This is a genomic window from Cobetia sp. ICG0124 (assembly GCF_004006355.1).
GTDB classification, from domain to species: Bacteria; Pseudomonadota; Gammaproteobacteria; order Pseudomonadales; family Halomonadaceae; genus Cobetia; species Cobetia marina.
Genome location: NZ_CP024893.1, coordinates 1,893,460 through 1,908,744, shown reverse-complemented (window position 1 = coordinate 1,908,744; position 15,285 = coordinate 1,893,460). Strand labels below are relative to the sequence as shown.

At 62.9% G+C, this 15,285-nt stretch carries 11 protein-coding genes and 1 pseudogene; 8 read left to right on the top strand and 4 right to left on the bottom strand.

Annotated elements, in window-relative coordinates; translation table 11 throughout:
• Nucleotides 1-6: 6 nt before the first annotated feature.
• On the bottom strand, nt 7-1,608 hold the full coding sequence (locus CU110_RS08835) for a Na+/H+ antiporter NhaC family protein (RefSeq protein ID WP_084208769.1): 1,602 nt from the start codon (nt 1,606-1,608) through the stop codon (nt 7-9).
• A gap of 414 nt (nt 1,609-2,022) precedes the next feature.
• On the opposite strand from CU110_RS08835, the gene CU110_RS08830 reads away from it, so the two are divergent.
• The 3 genes from CU110_RS08830 to CU110_RS08820 are packed head-to-tail and all read left to right on the top strand — an operon-like array spanning nt 2,023 to nt 5,012.
• Nucleotides 2,023-3,474, top strand: a complete 1,452-nt coding sequence (locus CU110_RS08830) for a sodium:alanine symporter family protein (protein ID WP_077376754.1) — start codon at nt 2,023-2,025, stop codon at nt 3,472-3,474.
• Nucleotides 3,475-3,521: 47 nt separating this feature from the next.
• Nucleotides 3,522-4,187 carry a 7-cyano-7-deazaguanine/7-aminomethyl-7-deazaguanine transporter gene (locus tag CU110_RS08825; protein WP_077376751.1) on the top strand — a complete coding sequence of 222 codons (666 nt, stop codon included), beginning with the start codon at nt 3,522-3,524 and terminating at the stop codon, nt 4,185-4,187.
• Nucleotides 4,188-4,190: 3 nt separating this feature from the next.
• Nucleotides 4,191-5,012: a ParA family protein gene (locus CU110_RS08820; protein WP_127735589.1), complete on the top strand. Its 822-nt coding sequence runs from the start codon at nt 4,191-4,193 to the stop codon at nt 5,010-5,012.
• A gap of 45 nt (nt 5,013-5,057) precedes the next feature.
• Here the strand turns inward: CU110_RS08820 and CU110_RS08815 are convergent.
• Nucleotides 5,058-5,702 (bottom strand): annotated as a pseudogene (locus tag CU110_RS08815) (inositol monophosphatase family protein); the annotation flags it as partial.
• Nucleotides 5,703-5,978: 276 nt separating this feature from the next.
• On the opposite strand from CU110_RS08815, the gene CU110_RS08810 reads away from it, so the two are divergent.
• Entirely contained in the window at nt 5,979-8,303 is a 2,325-nt protein-coding gene (locus tag CU110_RS08810) for a hydantoinase/carbamoylase family amidase (protein WP_127735586.1), read from the top strand.
• 25 nt (nt 8,304-8,328) lie between these two features.
• Here CU110_RS08810 and uraD read toward each other — a convergent pair whose 3' ends face one another.
• The gene (gene uraD, locus CU110_RS08805) at nt 8,329-8,862 is read right to left on the bottom strand and encodes a 2-oxo-4-hydroxy-4-carboxy-5-ureidoimidazoline decarboxylase (protein WP_205632695.1); all 534 of its coding nucleotides are present in this window, start codon (nt 8,860-8,862) and stop codon (nt 8,329-8,331) included.
• Between the two features lie 37 nt (nt 8,863-8,899).
• Between uraD and uraH the strand changes: the two genes are divergently transcribed.
• From uraH to CU110_RS08790, 3 genes are read left to right on the top strand one after another with little or no spacing between them, the layout of a single operon-like run.
• The gene (uraH, locus tag CU110_RS08800) at nt 8,900-9,256 is read left to right on the top strand and encodes a hydroxyisourate hydrolase (protein WP_077377409.1); all 357 of its coding nucleotides are present in this window, start codon (nt 8,900-8,902) and stop codon (nt 9,254-9,256) included.
• A gap of 9 nt (nt 9,257-9,265) precedes the next feature.
• Entirely contained in the window at nt 9,266-10,513 is a 1,248-nt protein-coding gene (locus CU110_RS08795) for a urate hydroxylase PuuD (protein WP_084208764.1), read from the top strand.
• Between the two features lie 23 nt (nt 10,514-10,536).
• The gene (locus tag CU110_RS08790) at nt 10,537-12,504 is read left to right on the top strand and encodes a Cache 3/Cache 2 fusion domain-containing protein (RefSeq protein WP_127735583.1); all 1,968 of its coding nucleotides are present in this window, start codon (nt 10,537-10,539) and stop codon (nt 12,502-12,504) included.
• Here the strand turns inward: CU110_RS08790 and CU110_RS08785 are convergent.
• On the bottom strand, nt 12,492-13,136 hold the full coding sequence (locus tag CU110_RS08785) for a TetR/AcrR family transcriptional regulator (protein ID WP_084208762.1): 645 nt from the start codon (nt 13,134-13,136) through the stop codon (nt 12,492-12,494). The genes CU110_RS08790 and CU110_RS08785 overlap by 13 nt on opposite strands.
• Nucleotides 13,137-13,183: 47 nt before the next feature.
• On the opposite strand from CU110_RS08785, the gene CU110_RS08780 reads away from it, so the two are divergent.
• The gene (locus tag CU110_RS08780) at nt 13,184-15,280 is read left to right on the top strand and encodes an NADH:flavin oxidoreductase (protein WP_084208761.1); all 2,097 of its coding nucleotides are present in this window, start codon (nt 13,184-13,186) and stop codon (nt 15,278-15,280) included.
• The last annotated feature ends 5 nt before the right edge of the window (nt 15,281-15,285 follow it).

Sequence of the window (15,285 nt, the reverse complement as noted above, 5' to 3'; positions counted from 1 at the left end):
AGTCCATCAGGTGCGTGCGACCACGGGGTTGGCGCGTTCCCGACGGGCAAGCCAGGCGATGCTGACGACCAGCAGCCCTGCCAGACTCAGCCAGCCGAACAGCGTGCTGTCGGTCAGGCCCATCACCAGGTACGCCAGCAACGAGATGCAGGCGCCCAGCAGCGCGTAGGGCAACTGGGTCATGACGTGATCGATGTGATGGCAGCTCGCGCCCGTCGAGGACAGGATGGTGGTGTCGGAAATCGGTGAGCAGTGGTCACCGAAGACCGAGCCCGCCAGTACGGCACCCATCATCGGCAGCATCATCGCGATCTCGGTGGCTGCCGCCATGTCTCCGGCGATCGGCAGCATGATGCCAAAGGTGCCCCAGCTGGTGCCGGTGGCGAAGGCCATCAGACCGGACAGCACGAACAGCAACATCGGAAGCCAGGTGGGGGAGACCACGCCATCCACCAGCGTCGCCAGGTATTCGCCCGTGCCGAGTGAGCCGATGATGCCGGTCAGCATCCAGGCGAACACCAGGATATAGACGGCCGGCAGCATCGAGCGCGCGCCCTGGACGATGGCACCGATGCTGCGGCCAGTGCCCATGCGGTGACGCAGCAGCATCATCACGGCGGCGAGCAGGCCGATGGCACCGCCGATGATCAGCGATCCTGCGACATCGGTCAGCTCGAAGGCACGCACCAGGCCGAATGCCTCGCCCTTGGCGGCCAGCGCACTGGCGCCGGTCTGCACGATCATGAAGAAGGTGGCGATCACCAGCACGATGATCGGAATCAGCAGATCCACGGGGCGGCCACGTTCCGACTCTTCGACATGGGTGTTGCCGGGAGGATTGCCACGGCTGGCGTCAAACAGCTCGCCATCACGCGCGGCGATGGCATGTCGGCGCATGGCACCGAAGTTGATGTCGAACCAGGCCGAGGCGATCACCAGCACCAGCGCCGCAATCGCGTAATAGTTGAGCGCGGAAAGCTCCAGGAAGGCACCGAAGGGGCTGACATCGGTGATGTGGTGCGTGGCCAGGATTCCAGCGATCAAGCTGATGATGTAGGCGCCCCAGCTGGAGATGGGGGTCAGCACGCATACCGGTGCGGCGGTGGAGTCGATCAGATAGGCCAGACGAGCCCGCGACAGGCCCTGGCGATCCGTCAGGGGGCGGCAGATGTTGCCGACCGCCAGGCTGTTGAAGTAGTCATCGATGAAGATGAAGACTCCCAGCAGGACGGTCATCAGCTGCGAGCCGCGACGGGTAGTGACCCGTTCACGCGCCCAGTTGCCGAAGGCGCGCGTGCCGCCGGCCAGAGTGATGACACCGACCATCGCTCCGAGAGCGAGCAGAAACAGCAGGATATAGACATTCCAGCTGTTGAGCGTGACATCGGCCAGTTGACCGCTGTCCGGCAGCTCGACGAAGACCGCGACCAGCTGGCGCCAGAGATAATCCAGCGTGGTGAGCGGTGAGAAATCATTCAGCAGCAGAGCGCCAGAGACAATACCCAGCCCAAGGGAGAGCATGACGCGACGTGTCAGTATTGCGAGACCGATGGCTATGATCGGGGCGAGCAGCGAAAGCGGGGACGCCGCGTAGCTGGTCAGTTCCATGTATCACCTGTTTTCAAAGGCAGGCGCCGGGACAATGCGCGCTGCCGGGTGCCGTAATGGCTGTTAGGGTGCGTGGGCGTCAGGGAAGAGCACCGTCCTGATGTGGCGCAGGAAGGGGGCGCATTATGCCCGAGAGGACCAGACAGCGAAACATTGCCTTGTGCATCTAAAGTCTAGGATGCAGTGAAAAAGACCGACATTTCGCCGGTTCCCCACTAGAATCCCGCTGTGAAACGCCAATGTTCAGTATGCTCTTCTTGCTAATCCGTGTCGGATATGAAGAATGGCGCTCACCAAAGCATGTCGAGCAACCCTTTCGTAGTGGTTGCTCGCTGCCAGCGGCAGGAAGGCCATGGCTTTTCACGCCGCCTGGCAGCGTCGACAAGATCAAAAACCCGCCAAAGCGAGACCGACATGTCGGAAACAACGTCCATCATTCCAGCGCCGATTCTGGCGTTGATCGATGCAGGCAATGGCCTGCTGTGGGGCAGCGTATTGATCTACCTGCTCATCGGAGCGGGTCTTTTCTTCACGGTCATGACCAAGGGCATCCAGTTCCGCTACTTCGGGCACATGTGGAAACTGCTGGCCACCTCACGTCAGGGTAGCGAAGGCGGGATCTCCTCCTTCCAGGCGCTGGCCACCTCCCTGGCGGCACGTGTCGGTACCGGTAACCTGGCCGGTGTCGCCGTGGCGATTTCCTTGGGTGGCCCGGGTGCCATCTTCTGGATGTGGATGACGGCACTGGTGGGCATGTCCACCAGTTTCATCGAGTCCACCCTGGCCCAGGCCTACAAGGTGTCACACGATGACAATACCTTCCGTGGTGGCCCGGCCTACTACATCGAGAAGGGCCTGGGGCAGCGCTGGATGGCGATCCTGTTCTCCGTGTGTCTGATCATCGCCTTCGGTCTGGCCTTCAACTCCGTGCAGTCCAACTCCATCGCGCTGGCCATGGAGCAGGCCTTCAGCGTGCCGCCGTGGATCATGGGCGTGATTCTGGTCGTGGTGATGGTGCCGATCATCTTCGGTGGCATGAAGCGCATCACGCGGACCGCCGAGCTGATCGTGCCGATCATGGCGCTGCTCTATCTGCTGCTGGCCATCTTCGTCGTGGCGATCAACATCACCGAGCTTCCGGCGGCACTGGGCACCATCTTCCGCAGCGCCTTCGGTCTTGAGCAGGCAGCAGGTGGTGCACTGGGCTACACCATCGCGCAGGCGATGATGAACGGCATCAAGCGCGGTCTGTTCTCCAATGAAGCCGGCATGGGCTCTGCGCCGAATGCCGCGGCGATGGCGACCACCCGGCACCCGGCCTCCCAGGGCTTCGTCCAGATGCTGGGCGTCTTCATCGATACTCTGGTCATCTGCACCGCAACCGCTGCCATCATCATCATGAGCGGCACGCTGGGCAACGATGGCGGCAATGATGGTATCCAGATCACCCAGGCGGCGTTGACCTCGCAGGTCGGCAGCTGGGGGGGTGGCTTCGTGGCGATCGCCATTCTGCTGTTCGCCTTCACCTCGCTGGTGGCGAACTACTCCTATGGCGAGTCCAACATCGAGTACATCTCGGGCAAGAAGAACGCCAAGCCGGTCATCATGATCTATCGCTTTGCGGTGCTGGGCATGGTGATGCTGGGCGCAGTCGCCAGTCTCAAGAACATCTGGAACTTCGCTGACCTGTCGATGGGGGCGATGGCGCTGATCAACCTGATCGCCATCCTGCTGCTGTCGCCGCTGGCCTTCCGGATCTTCAAGGACTACGACCGTCAGCACAAGGCCGGTCAGGAGCCGACCTTCGACCCCGAGAAGTTCCCGGAGCTCAAGGGCAAGGTCGACCCCGCCATCTGGAAGAAATGAGGGTTCCCTCACCCCTGCTGTTGGCCTGGAACCAAAAAGGACCTCAGATGCTCCTCCTCACCGCGAGTCAATCGCGTCGTGCGCTCGTCGCACTGTCCCTGTTTCATATCCTGATCATCACGGCCAGCAACTACCTGGTGCAGTTGCCGATGACACTGTTCGGCTTCCATACCACCTGGGGTGCCTTCAGCTTCCCGTTCATCTTCCTGGCCACTGACCTGACCGTCCGGCTGTTCGGCAAGGTACATGCTCGCCGCATCATCGCGCTGGTCATGCTGCCGGCATTGCTGGTCAGCTACATGATCTCGGTGATCTTCCATGGCGGCAGCCTTGCCGGGATCGAGGCGTTGGGCGAGTTCAATCTGGTCGTGGCACGCATTGCGCTGGCGAGCTTCATCGCCTATGTGATCGGCCAGCTGTTGGATATTCAGGTCTTTGATCGTCTGCGTCGCAATGCTCACTGGTGGGTCGCGCCCATGGCATCGACGCTCTTCGGCAATCTCGCCGATACCTTCGCCTTCTTTTCGGTGGCATTTCGCAATGGCCCGGACGTCTTCATGGCGGCGCATTGGGTCGAGATCGCCTGGGTGGACTACGCCATCAAGTTGATCATTTCGCTGCTGCTCTTCCTCCCGATGTACGGTCTGTTGCTTGGCTGGTTGACGCGTCAACTGCTGGCGAGAGGCTTCATCGCCGGGCGTGAAGGCGCCTGAGCAATGAAAATCGCGGCGGTGTACAGCATCAAGGGCGGTGTCGGCAAGACGGCTTCTGCCATCAACCTCGCGTATGTCGCTGCCAACAGTGGTCTCAGAGTGCTGTTGTGGGATCTGGACCCTCAAGCCGCAGCGACTTTCTATGTGCGGACCAAGCCCAAGCTCAAGGGCGGCGTCGAGAAGCTGATCAGCGGCAAGCAGGACCTGTCACGCGTGATCCGGGCGACCGACTATCGCAATCTGGATGTCCTGCCGGCCGAGTTCTCCTATCGCAATCTCGATCACATTCTCGAGGAAGAGAAGCGCTCTCGCCTGCGCAAGGTATTGAAGCCGGTGCGTGACGATTACGACCTCGTCATCCTGGATTGCCCCCCGAGTATCTCGACTCTCTCCGAGCAGGTCTTCGCGGCCGCTGATACGTTGCTGGTCCCGATGATTCCGACGGTGTTGTCACTGCGCACGCTGGAGCAGCTCAATGCCTATCTGGCCGAGATCGATCTCGATGTGCCTGTCTGGCCATTCTTCACGCTGGTCGATCGTCGCAAGACCTTGCACAAGGATGTGATGGAGTCCCTCAAGCAGGACCATCCGCTGCAGCTCAGTGGGCATATTCCTTACTCCAGCATCGTCGAGCGCATGGGAATCGAGCGCAAGCCGGTGCCGGTCTTCTCGCGCAACAGTGCTCCGGCGGCAAGCTACCGAGAGTTGTGGAAGGAAGTCGGCCAGCGCCTCGGGCTGCTCAAGGAGCCGGCAGAGCCCGGGCAGGCCGGAACTGGCATCGGCATCTTCCAGCAGGCGCTTGAGCGGTGCATGCAGGGCCGGTGAGGCTACCACGATATTCTCGCCATACAGCTCCTCGGGGATGCCGTCCGGGCAACGATAGAGGTGACCGGTACGTGCGCCGGCTTCGCGGGCAATCAGCAGGCCCGCCGCAAAGTCCCAGGGAGAGACGCTCTCATAGTAGGCATCCAGGCGGCCGCAGGCGACATCGCAAAGATCCAGCGCGGCACTGCCGTTGCGTCGGACATCCTGACACACCAGCAACATGGCGGAGAGACGTTTGAGCAGGGGAGGACGGCTGTCCCGGTTATAGGGGAAGCCGGTCGCGACCAGTGCGCGGCTCATGTCTTCGGTCTCGCTGACCGTGATGCTCTCGCCATTCATCCAGGCTCCCTTGCCGCGAATGGCGGTGAAGGTCTCGCCGAGGAAGGGCGCGTGGACCACCCCCATCTGGATCTTGCCACGCTCGCACCAGGCGATGGAGACGGCCACATGGCGCAGCCCGTGAGCAAAGTTGACGGTGCCGTCGATGGGGTCGATCACCCACAGGCCTCCCTTGGTGCCGATGACGTCGCGCTCGGGCGATAGCTCCTCGGTCAGGCGTGCATCTTCAGGGAATTCGGCCTCGAGCGCCTCGGCAAGGAAGGTGTCGATCGCCACATCGATGTCCGTGACCAGCTCATCGCCTTTCTTGTAGTGGTGCGCGAACCCTTGCTCCTCGCGCGCTTTCACCATGCGTTCTCCCGCGTCTCTGGCCAATTGCGTTGCACGTTCCAGGCGTTGTTCCAGCGTCATGTGGCTCTCCAGCAGCGATGATCAGGTCAGATGAGTTGACGCTCATCCCTCCGGTGACCTCCTGTATAACAGACTCATGTGGTGAGTTCAGCCTCGAGATTCAACATCCGTTTCATTTTTTGATTTCTGGCGCACTTGTTGCAGTAGTCTGGTCATGGCGTTCGGCAAGCCGCCGAACCTTCCCGCATTCAATGCCCTGAAGCACAAGGAGCGAACGTGACACCGATCCCTGACCAGATTCATCCCCCGCAGCGCCTCCTGATGGGCCCGGGCCCGATCAACGCGGACCCACGTGTGTTGCGTGCGCTGTCAGCGCCATTGATCGGCCAGTACGACCCCGCGATGACGCATTACATGAACGAGACGATGCAGCTCTATCGCGGCGTCTTCGAGACCCGGAACGCGGCGACCCTGTTGATCGATGGCACATCACGGGCCGGGATCGAGGCGGTGCTGGTCTCGTTGATCCGGCCGGGGGAGCGTGTACTGGTGCCGATCTTCGGCCGTTTCGGTCATCTGCTGCGCGAGATTGCCGAGCGCTGCGGTGCCCAGGTGCACACGCTGGAATGTGAGTGGGGCGAGGTCTTTCGTCCCGAGCAGATCGAAGCCGCCATTCGCGAGGTGCAGCCAACGCTTCTCGCGCTGGTACAGGGCGATACCTCGACCACCATGTGCCAACCGCTCGAGGAGATCGGTGCCATCTGTCGCCGTGAAGGCGTGCTCTTCTACAGCGATGCCACGGCCTCGCTGGCGGGCAATCCGCTCAAGACGGACGAGTGGGGGCTGGACGCCGTCACCGCTGGCCTGCAGAAATGTCTCGCCGGTCCGTCTGGCAGTTCGCCGCTGACGCTGTCGCCGCGTGCGGTGGAGGTGGTGCATGCACGTCGGCACGTCGAGGCCGGGATCAGCAGTGGGGGCGATCGACTGGCGGAGCCGGGCGCGCGTATTCGCTCCAACTATTTCGATCTTTCCATGGTGCTCGATTACTGGGGAGCGCTGCGCCTCAATCACCACACGGAGGCCACCAGCATGCTGTATGGCGCGCGCGAGTGTGCGCGACTGCTGGTCAACGAGGGCATGGACAACGCCATCGCGCGACATGCGTTGCACGGTCAGGCGATGGTCGAGGGACTCAAGGGGCTGGGGCTTGCGCTGTTCGGTGACCAGGCGCATCGCATGAACAACGTCAGCGCGGTGAGGATTCCGGATGGCCTGGATGGCGAGGGGCTGCGTCGCAGCATGCTGGAGGATTTCGGCATCGAGATAGGCACCAGCTTCGGGCCGCTGCACGGCAAGGTCTGGCGCCTCGGTGTGATGGGCTACAACGCGCGTCGCGATACGGTACTCACCACGCTGGCGGCGCTGGAGCAGACTCTGCGACGCGGTGGCGTCCAGTGTGTCGCCGGCGGTGGTGTCGGCGCGGCGCTGGACTTTTACCAAGAGCATCAGGACCAGCCGGCCAGCGAGAGCGAGGCGCCGCGGCTGGTGATCGGCTCCCATCTGGACAGCGTACCGGACGCCGGTCGTTATGACGGGATTCTGGGCGTGCTTCTGGGCGTCGCGGCGCTGACCCACTTCCAGCAGCGTGCTGAACGGGAGGGTGCCGGCTTGCCGTTTGCGCTCGAGGTGGTCGGCTTTGGCGATGAGGAAGGCACGCGCTTCGGCGCGACCCTGCTCGGCAGCCATGCCATCGCGGGCAGCTGGCAACCGGGATGGGAGCTTCTGGAAGATGAGGAGGGTATCAGCCTGGGGGAGGCGCTGACCGCCTTCGGGCTCTCGGGGCAATCGGCGGCCAGTGCCAGCCTGCAAGCGACTCCGCCGCTGGGCTATCTGGAAGTGCACATCGAGCAGGGGCCGGTGCTGGAAGCCGAGAATCTGGCACTGGGTACCGTGACGGGTATCGCTGGCGCGCGTCGTTTTGCCGTCAACTTCGCCGGTCAGGCCGGCCATGCCGGCACCACACCGATGGCACTGCGTCAGGATGCGCTGTGTGCCGCGGCAGAGTGGACTCTGGCCGTCGAGACCCTGGCGCGTGAGGTCCAGACAGGCAAGCGCGCTGACATGCCGGATCACTCACTGGTGGCCACCGTGGGCTGTTGCGAGTTGCGTCCCGGTGCGGTGAATGTCATTCCCGGCGCCGCGGCGTTGAGTCTGGATATCCGTGCCCTGGACGATGCACAACGTGACCGGGCGCTGGAGGAGCTGCTGCAACAGGCCCATCAGATCGCCGAGCGTCGCGGCGTCACCTTCCGTTGCGAGCAGACCCACGCCGCGAATGCCGTCGCCTGTGATGAAGGGTTGATGCAGGCAGTGGATCTCGGTATCGCCGCCACCGGACAGGCGCCTTTCCGGCTGCCCAGCGGTGCCGGCCATGACGCCATGGCGGTGAGTCATCTGTGCCCGGTGGGCATGCTGTTCCTGCGCTGTGAGCGGGGGATCAGTCACCACCCTGCGGAGGCGGTGACGGAGGCGGATGTCGCCAGAGCACTGGCGGCCTTGATTGCCAGCATCGAGGCAGTGGCCGCCAGATATTCGTGTTGATCATCGGCGGCCAGAAGGCGGCTGCCTAGCTCGCTTCCAGCAGGCCCGGCAGTCGCACTGCGGCAATGGCATCGATCTGATTCAGGGCTTCCTGAAATTCCGTCTCGGTGGATTGCGGCAGACGTCGTTCCAGTTCGGCGAGGATGCTTGAGGCGCTATGGCCCTTCACGCAGATGATGAAGGGGATTCCGTGACGGGCCTGATAGTCGGCGTTGGCCTTGAGGAAGCGTTCGCGGGTGGCGTCATCGAGCTGGTCCAGCCCCGCGCCACGCTGTTCGCCTTGAGAGGCGGGCGTCAGACTCTCAAGCTTGCCGGCCGCCAATTCCGGGTGGGCGTCGATCAACTGGCGGCGCTCGGTCTCGCTTGCTCGGCGTACCGCCTCGGCACAGGCGCTCAGCAGGGCTTCGGTACTGGCAAAGGGGCGCTCTGCAGCGGCGCGTTCCACTACCCAGTCGGAGTGCTCATAGAGGCCGCTCAAGCGACGAGCAAGCGCTTCTGGTGGCAGGGCGTTGAGGGTGTCCAGCATTGCCAGATATTCCATCGGGGTTTCGATTGGCATGTGCCTTGCTCCAGAGAAGAAAAGAGAGGAAATGACCGTGCCCAGACTTACCACGCATGTGCTCAACCAGGCTGAAGGCATCGCCGCCAGTGGCGTCACCATTCTCCTGGAGCGCCAGGATGCGCAGGGCAACTTCCAGCAGATTGCCCGAAGCATCACCAATCAGGATGGCCGTGTCGAGGCGCCATTGCTGGAGAACGCACCATCGAGTGACGACGATCACTCCGGCGTCTACCGCCTGACGTTCCAGATAGGGGACTACTTTGCCGGGCGTCCGGTGGGCAAGGGCATGCTCGGGCGGGTGCCGGTCGAGTTCACGCTGGAGGCCAACGGCCACTATCACATTCCGCTGCTGGTCACTCCGTGGGCCTACAGCGTCTACCGCGGCAGCTAAGGAGCCGGCATGAGCGCATATCTCCTCGATTGGGCAATGCTGCTGACACGTTGGCTGCATGTCATGGCGGGTATCGCCTGGATTGGCGCCTCGTTCTTCTTCATCTGGTTCGACAATCGCCGCCAGCCTGCCCGTCATGCCCTCGATGGTCGTCCGGGGGGCGAGCTCTGGGCAGTGCACGGCGGTGGCCTCTACCATCTGTTTCGCCATGACGGCGTCAGTGAGACGCTGCCCAGCGAGATCCACTGGTTCAAGTGGGAGGCCTACGTCACCTGGCTGTCCGGGATGGGGCTGTTCACGCTGATCTACCTGCTGCAGCCGCAGGCCTATCTGATTGATCCGCGCGTGTTCGAGATGAGCGGCAGCATGGCCGTCGGTAGCGCACTGGGACTGCTCCTCGCAGGCTGGCTGGGCTACGAGGCGCTGTGTCGCAGCCCCCTCAAGCGCAGCGCTGCGGCGCTGTTCGTCGCGGTCGGTGTCTGGCTGACGCTGGCGGCCTGGTTCGCGACAGAGCTGTTCTCCGGGCGTGCTGCCTTCCTGCTGATGGGCGCGCTGATGGGCAGCATCATGGCGGGCAATGTCTTCAACGTGATCATCCCGGGTCAGAAGGCGCTGCTTGCCGCCGCGCAGCGTGGCGAGACCCCGGACCCGATCCACGGTCAGCGCGCCAAGCAGCGCTCGGTGCACAACACCTTCATCACGCTGCCGGCGGTCCTGATGATGATCAGCAACCATTACCCGCTCCTGTACGCCAATGACTATCGTCTCGGCGTCATCCTGCTGCTGCTGGTGACGGGGGGGCTGATTCGCATCGCCACGGTGGATCACCACAAGGGTGTCAAGCGACGTTGGGTGCCGGTGGGAGCCGTAGCGGCGCTGATCGGCGTGATCGTGCTGTGTGCACCACGCGCTCAGCCCGTTCCGGCAACGGCCGAAAGCGCCGCGTCTTCACCGTCCGTGGCGGCCAGCAACACCGCTGACAATGCGGTGATGGGCGAGAATGAGGCTCTGCGCGAGAAGGTCCACCATATCGTCGAGCAACGCTGCGCCGGCTGTCACAGTGATTCGCCGACGCTGATCGGGCTTACCGCGCCGGCGGCAGGGGTCGCCTTCAATGGCTGGGAGGACATCCAGCGTCAGGCACTGCGCATCCACCAGCGCACGGTGGTCGACAAGAGCATGCCGCTGGCCAACATGACCCAGATGACCGATGCCGAGCGTCAGATGCTGGACGACTGGTGGCAGGCGACACGCTGAGAGAGGGATCGGAATCGCGCGCAATGATGACAACAAGAAGGCGACTGGCCCGCGCCAGCGTCGGCAGCAAGTTGGCCTTGCTGGTGCTGGGGTTGATGATGGTGGCCTTCATCGTGCTGGGACTGGTGTTCTCCACCGCCAGCAAGCATCAGGTGGAAGAGGGCACGGAGCGTGCCCTTGCCCAGCAGCAGCAACAGATCACCAATACCATCGAACTGTTCGATACCACCATGCAGGCCAGCGTGACGCGCATGCTCAATGCCTTCCTGGCCACCATCCCGGACAATTTCACGCGGATAGAGACTCGCCGCCTGCCGATCGGTCAGCGAGATGCACCGGCGCTGCTCAATGCCGGTTTCATGCTCAATGATCAATCCGGCTATCTGGCCGATTTTGCCAAGCGCACCGGAGCCCCGGTCAGTTTCTTCGTGCGCGATGGTGATGATTTCGTGCGCATCGCCACCACGCTCAAGACCGAGGATGGCTCGAGCCTGCTCGGGCTGACGCTGAGTGGTGGGGTCAAGGAAGCGCTGAATGCCGGCCAGCCCTATACCGGCATGCTCTATCTCGCCGGCCATCACTACATGACCCGCTATCGCCCGATCACCGACTTCAATGACAACGTCATCGGAGCCTCCTTCATCGGAGTGGATATCGGAGCGCAGATCGATGAGCTCTACGCCACCATCACCAGCATCCAGTTGCATGACAAGGATTTCAGTCTGGTGGCCAGCACGGCGGCTGAGCAACGTGGGCAGGTATTGACCGAGGGGCCGTGGCAGGGCCGTTCATTGACGGACTTCAAGGATGAGGCGGGCCGGTCGGCCATGGCGCCGCTGTTTGCCGCCGATAGTGGCCAGTTTGAATATCACCTGGCAGGCGAGGACAGCTCACGCATCACTCGCTTCCAGCACTACCCGGCATGGAACTGGGTCGTGGCCACCACCATCGACAAGGACGAGGTGACCGCTGGCATCACCCGTCTTCGCAATCAGGTCTTCGGCCTGGCGTTGCTGCTGGCGCTCTCGGTGGCCGCCATACTCTATTTCCTTGAGCGTCGCTTGATCAGTCGCCCGCTCGATGCCCTGGTCAAACTGGCTCAGGCACTGGCGCGTGGGGATCTTTCCCAGCGCATCACGAGCCAGCGTCAGGACGAGATCGGCAAGCTGACGGACGCCATGAACAGTATCGGTGAGGACCTGAGCCGCGTGGTCGGTCAGGTCCGGACGACCACCGTTGCCGTCAATCAGGCCGCCGGGGAGATCGCCCAGGGCAACGAGGAGCTGTCGGCCCGCACCGAGCAGTCGGCGTCGAGTCTGCAGGAAACCTCCGCCTCGATGGAGGAGATCACCACGACCGTGCAGCACAGTGCCGATTCCGCTCAGCAGGCCAGCCAGCTGGTCAACTCGACCTCGGAACAGGCGCGCCGTGGCAACGAGGACATGAACAGGGCGCAGGCGAGCATGGAAGACATCAATCGCTCTGCCGAACGCATCAACGAGATCATCAGCCTGATCGACGGCATCGCCTTCCAGACCAATATCCTGGCGCTCAATGCGTCGGTGGAGGCTGCGCGGGCCGGCGAGCATGGGCGTGGCTTTGCGGTGGTGGCCCAGGAAGTGCGAACGCTGGCGACACGCTCCAGCGATGCCTCTCGTGAGATTCGCGGTCTGATCGATGAGTCCATCTCCCACACGCAGCAGGGTGTGGCACAGGTGAAGGACGCCAGTCATGCGATGGCCGAGATTCTGTCGAGCGTCGAGCGTGTCAACGACATGATCGCCGAGATCAGCGCCGGTGCCCGTGAGCAGAGTGCCGGGGTCGGTCAGGTGAATACGGCGGTCAGCGAGCTGGATGCGATGACCCAGCAGAACACCACCTTGGTCAATCAGGTCAGTGGCGCGGCGCGCAGCATGAGTGCTCAGGCACAGTCGCTGGAGTCGTTGATGTCAGGCTTCAAGGTGGCTGGCGGGCACCTTCAGCCTGGATGACGCGCCGCGAAGCGCGCCAGTTCATGTGGCTGGCAGGGTTCACCCACGAAGATTTCCACATAGTCAGCGACGCGCCCGATGCGCTCCGCGACGCTTTCCCGGGTGCGCATCGAGAGGTAGCCGATCTGGGTCAGGTAGATGGTGCGCGCTCGGACATCGGCCTGGGATTCGGACTGGCCATGACGCATCAGCATCGCGGTCAGTGCCTGAATGCGTGTCTGATCCGCCTGGTCGACGACGGCGGCAACGTCCTCGTTCTGCAAGCCCCAGTTGCGGATCGCCAGCTCAAAGCGAGAGTCGAACAGCGACTCATCCAGCCAGCAATCGAAGACATTGAGCATGGCCTCCACCACCGTGGCGGCGTATTGCTCGCAGCGCCCGATCAGCCTGGCGGTATTGTGGGCATCCCAACGGGCGAGCAAGGCGGCGAGCAGGGCATCGCGGTCCTTGAAGCTCCAGTAGAAGCTAGTGCGAGACAGCCCCAATGTCTTGGCCAGCGTCAGAACGCGTACCGAGTCCACGCCACCGAGCAACAGCTGCTGATAGGCGGCCTCCAGCCAATCCTCGGCCTTGCCACGTCCTTCCGTTCTGACGCTCGCACTCTCGGGTCGTGTGGCGGTGGTCTCTGACATGGTGGGCTCCTGAAGGGGCTCTCATGACCTGACATTCAGGAGGCCGCATGGCTCAGGATCCGCTGCTCACACCGTTCACGCTCAAGCACCTCACCCTCAAGAATCGCTTGATGATGACCTCCCACGAGCCCGCCTATCCCGAAGATGGCATGCCCAAGGCACGTTATCGCGCCTATCACGAGGAGCGTGCGCGCGCCGGTATCGCCTTGACCATGACAGCAGGCTCCGCCTCGGTCGCCCGAGATAGTCCGCCGGTGTTCAACAATATTCTCGCCTGGCGTGATGAGGTGGTGCCCTGGCTGAGCGAGCTGACCGATGCCTGCCATGAGCACGGTACCGCAGTGATGATCCAGCTCACCCACCTGGGGCGTCGTACGCGTTGGGACAAGGCCGACTGGCTACCTGCCGTGTCGGCGTCGCATCGTCGCGAGGCGGCTCATCGCGCCTTTCCCAAGCGGGTCGAGGACTGGGACATCAGGCGCCTGATCCAGGACTATGCGGACGCCGCAGAACGCATGAAAGCGGCGGGTCTTGATGGTATCGAGCTGCAGGCCTACGGGCATCTGATGGATCAGTTCTGGTCACCACTGACCAACACCCTGGAGGGGCCCTATGGCGGCAGTCTCGAGAATCGACTGCGCTTCACCATGGAAGTGTTGAGCGCGATTCGTGCCCGGGTGGGCAACGAGTTCATCGTCGGGGTGCGCTACACCGGGGATGAATGCCTGAGTGGCGGTCTGGATGCCAGTGATGGCCTTGCGGTCTCGCGTCTGCTGCGCGATAGCGGACAGATCGATTTTCTCAATGTGGTACGTGGCCATATCGATACTGATGCTGGGCTCACCGATGTCATCCCGATCCAGGGCATGGCCAGTGCGCCGCATCTGGACTTCGCGGGACAGATTCGTGAGGCGATGGATTTCCCGACCTTCCATGGTGCCAAGATTCAGGACATCGCCACCGCGCGCCATGCCATCGCCACCGGCAAGGTCGACATGGTCGGCATGACGCGTGCCCACATGGCGGACCCGCATATCGTGCGCAAGCTGTTGGCCGGCAAGGAAGAGGATATTCGCCCCTGTGTCGGGGCCAACTATTGTCTCGATCGCATCTATCAGGGCGGATCGGCCTACTGCATCCACAACGCCGCCACCGGGCGTGAACTGGAGCAGCCGCATGACATCGCACCGGCCGAGGTCGCCAGGAAGGTGGTGATCATCGGGGCGGGACCGGCAGGGCTTGAGGCGGCACGTGTCGCCGGTGAGCGCGGCCATCAGGTGGTGGTGCTGGAAGCGGCGGATCAACCCGGTGGCCAGATTCGCCTGACCGCGCAGAGCGAGCGGCGTCGCGAGATGATCGGCATCATCGATTGGCGCATCAGTCGCTGCGAGGCGCTGGGCGTCGAGATTCGCTACAACGTCTTCGCCGAGGCCGATGACGTGCTGGCGGAGCAGCCGGATGTGGTCATCGTCGCCACGGGCGGCTACCCCGAGGAAGACATGCCGCAGGTCGGCAGTGAGCTGGTCGTCTCCAGCTGGGACATTCTCTCCGGCCATGTCACGCCTGGCCGCAACGTGCTGCTGTTTGATGATGCGGGAGACCACGCCGCACTCCAGGCCGCCGAGATGATCGCCAACACCGGAGCCAGGCTCGAGATGATGACGCCAGATCGCACCTTCGCGCCAGAAATCATGGCCATGAACCTGGTGCCTTACATGCGCAGTCTGCAACGTCTCGCCGTCACCTTCACGCCGACCTATCGCCTCGGCGGTGTCTCGCGCGGTGAGGAGGGCCAGTTGATCGCCCATATCGGCAGTGATTATCTGGATGACGCCGTAGCACAGGGCAAGGGCACCGGTGCCTACGCGGATCAGCGAATCGTCGATCAGGTAGTCGTCAACTACGGCGCCCGCCCGATGGAAGATCTCTACTTCGAACTCAAACCCCACTCGCGCAATGGCGGGGCAGTGGACTATGACGCCTTGATCGAAGGACTCGCCCAGCCTGCAGACGGCCCAAGTCCAGAGCACACCGAGCGCTCAGCAGACGGCAAGTTCCAGCTCTACCGCATCGGCGATGCCGTCGCGACCCGCAATACCCACGCAGCAATCTATGACGCGCTGAGGCTGATGAAGGTTGTGTGAGGGTG

What these genes read in the sequence shown, in the direction of transcription:
- CU110_RS08795 (WP_084208764.1), top strand. Translation starts at nt 9,266, where the DNA reads ATGAGCGCATATCTCCTCGATTGGGCAATGCTGCTGACACGTTGGCTG.
- CU110_RS08790 (WP_127735583.1), top strand. Translation starts at nt 10,537, where the DNA reads ATGATGACAACAAGAAGGCGACTGGCCCGCGCCAGCGTCGGCAGCAAG.
- CU110_RS08820 (WP_127735589.1), top strand. Translation starts at nt 4,191, where the DNA reads ATGAAAATCGCGGCGGTGTACAGCATCAAGGGCGGTGTCGGCAAGACG.
- CU110_RS08830 (WP_077376754.1), top strand. Translation starts at nt 2,023, where the DNA reads ATGTCGGAAACAACGTCCATCATTCCAGCGCCGATTCTGGCGTTGATC.
- uraD (WP_205632695.1), bottom strand. Translation starts at nt 8,862, where the DNA reads ATGCCAATCGAAACCCCGATGGAATATCTGGCAATGCTGGACACCCTC.
- CU110_RS08835 (WP_084208769.1), bottom strand. Translation starts at nt 1,608, where the DNA reads ATGGAACTGACCAGCTACGCGGCGTCCCCGCTTTCGCTGCTCGCCCCG.
- CU110_RS08780 (WP_084208761.1), top strand. Translation starts at nt 13,184, where the DNA reads ATGGCTCAGGATCCGCTGCTCACACCGTTCACGCTCAAGCACCTCACC.
- CU110_RS08785 (WP_084208762.1), bottom strand. Translation starts at nt 13,136, where the DNA reads ATGTCAGAGACCACCGCCACACGACCCGAGAGTGCGAGCGTCAGAACG.
- CU110_RS08825 (WP_077376751.1), top strand. Translation starts at nt 3,522, where the DNA reads ATGCTCCTCCTCACCGCGAGTCAATCGCGTCGTGCGCTCGTCGCACTG.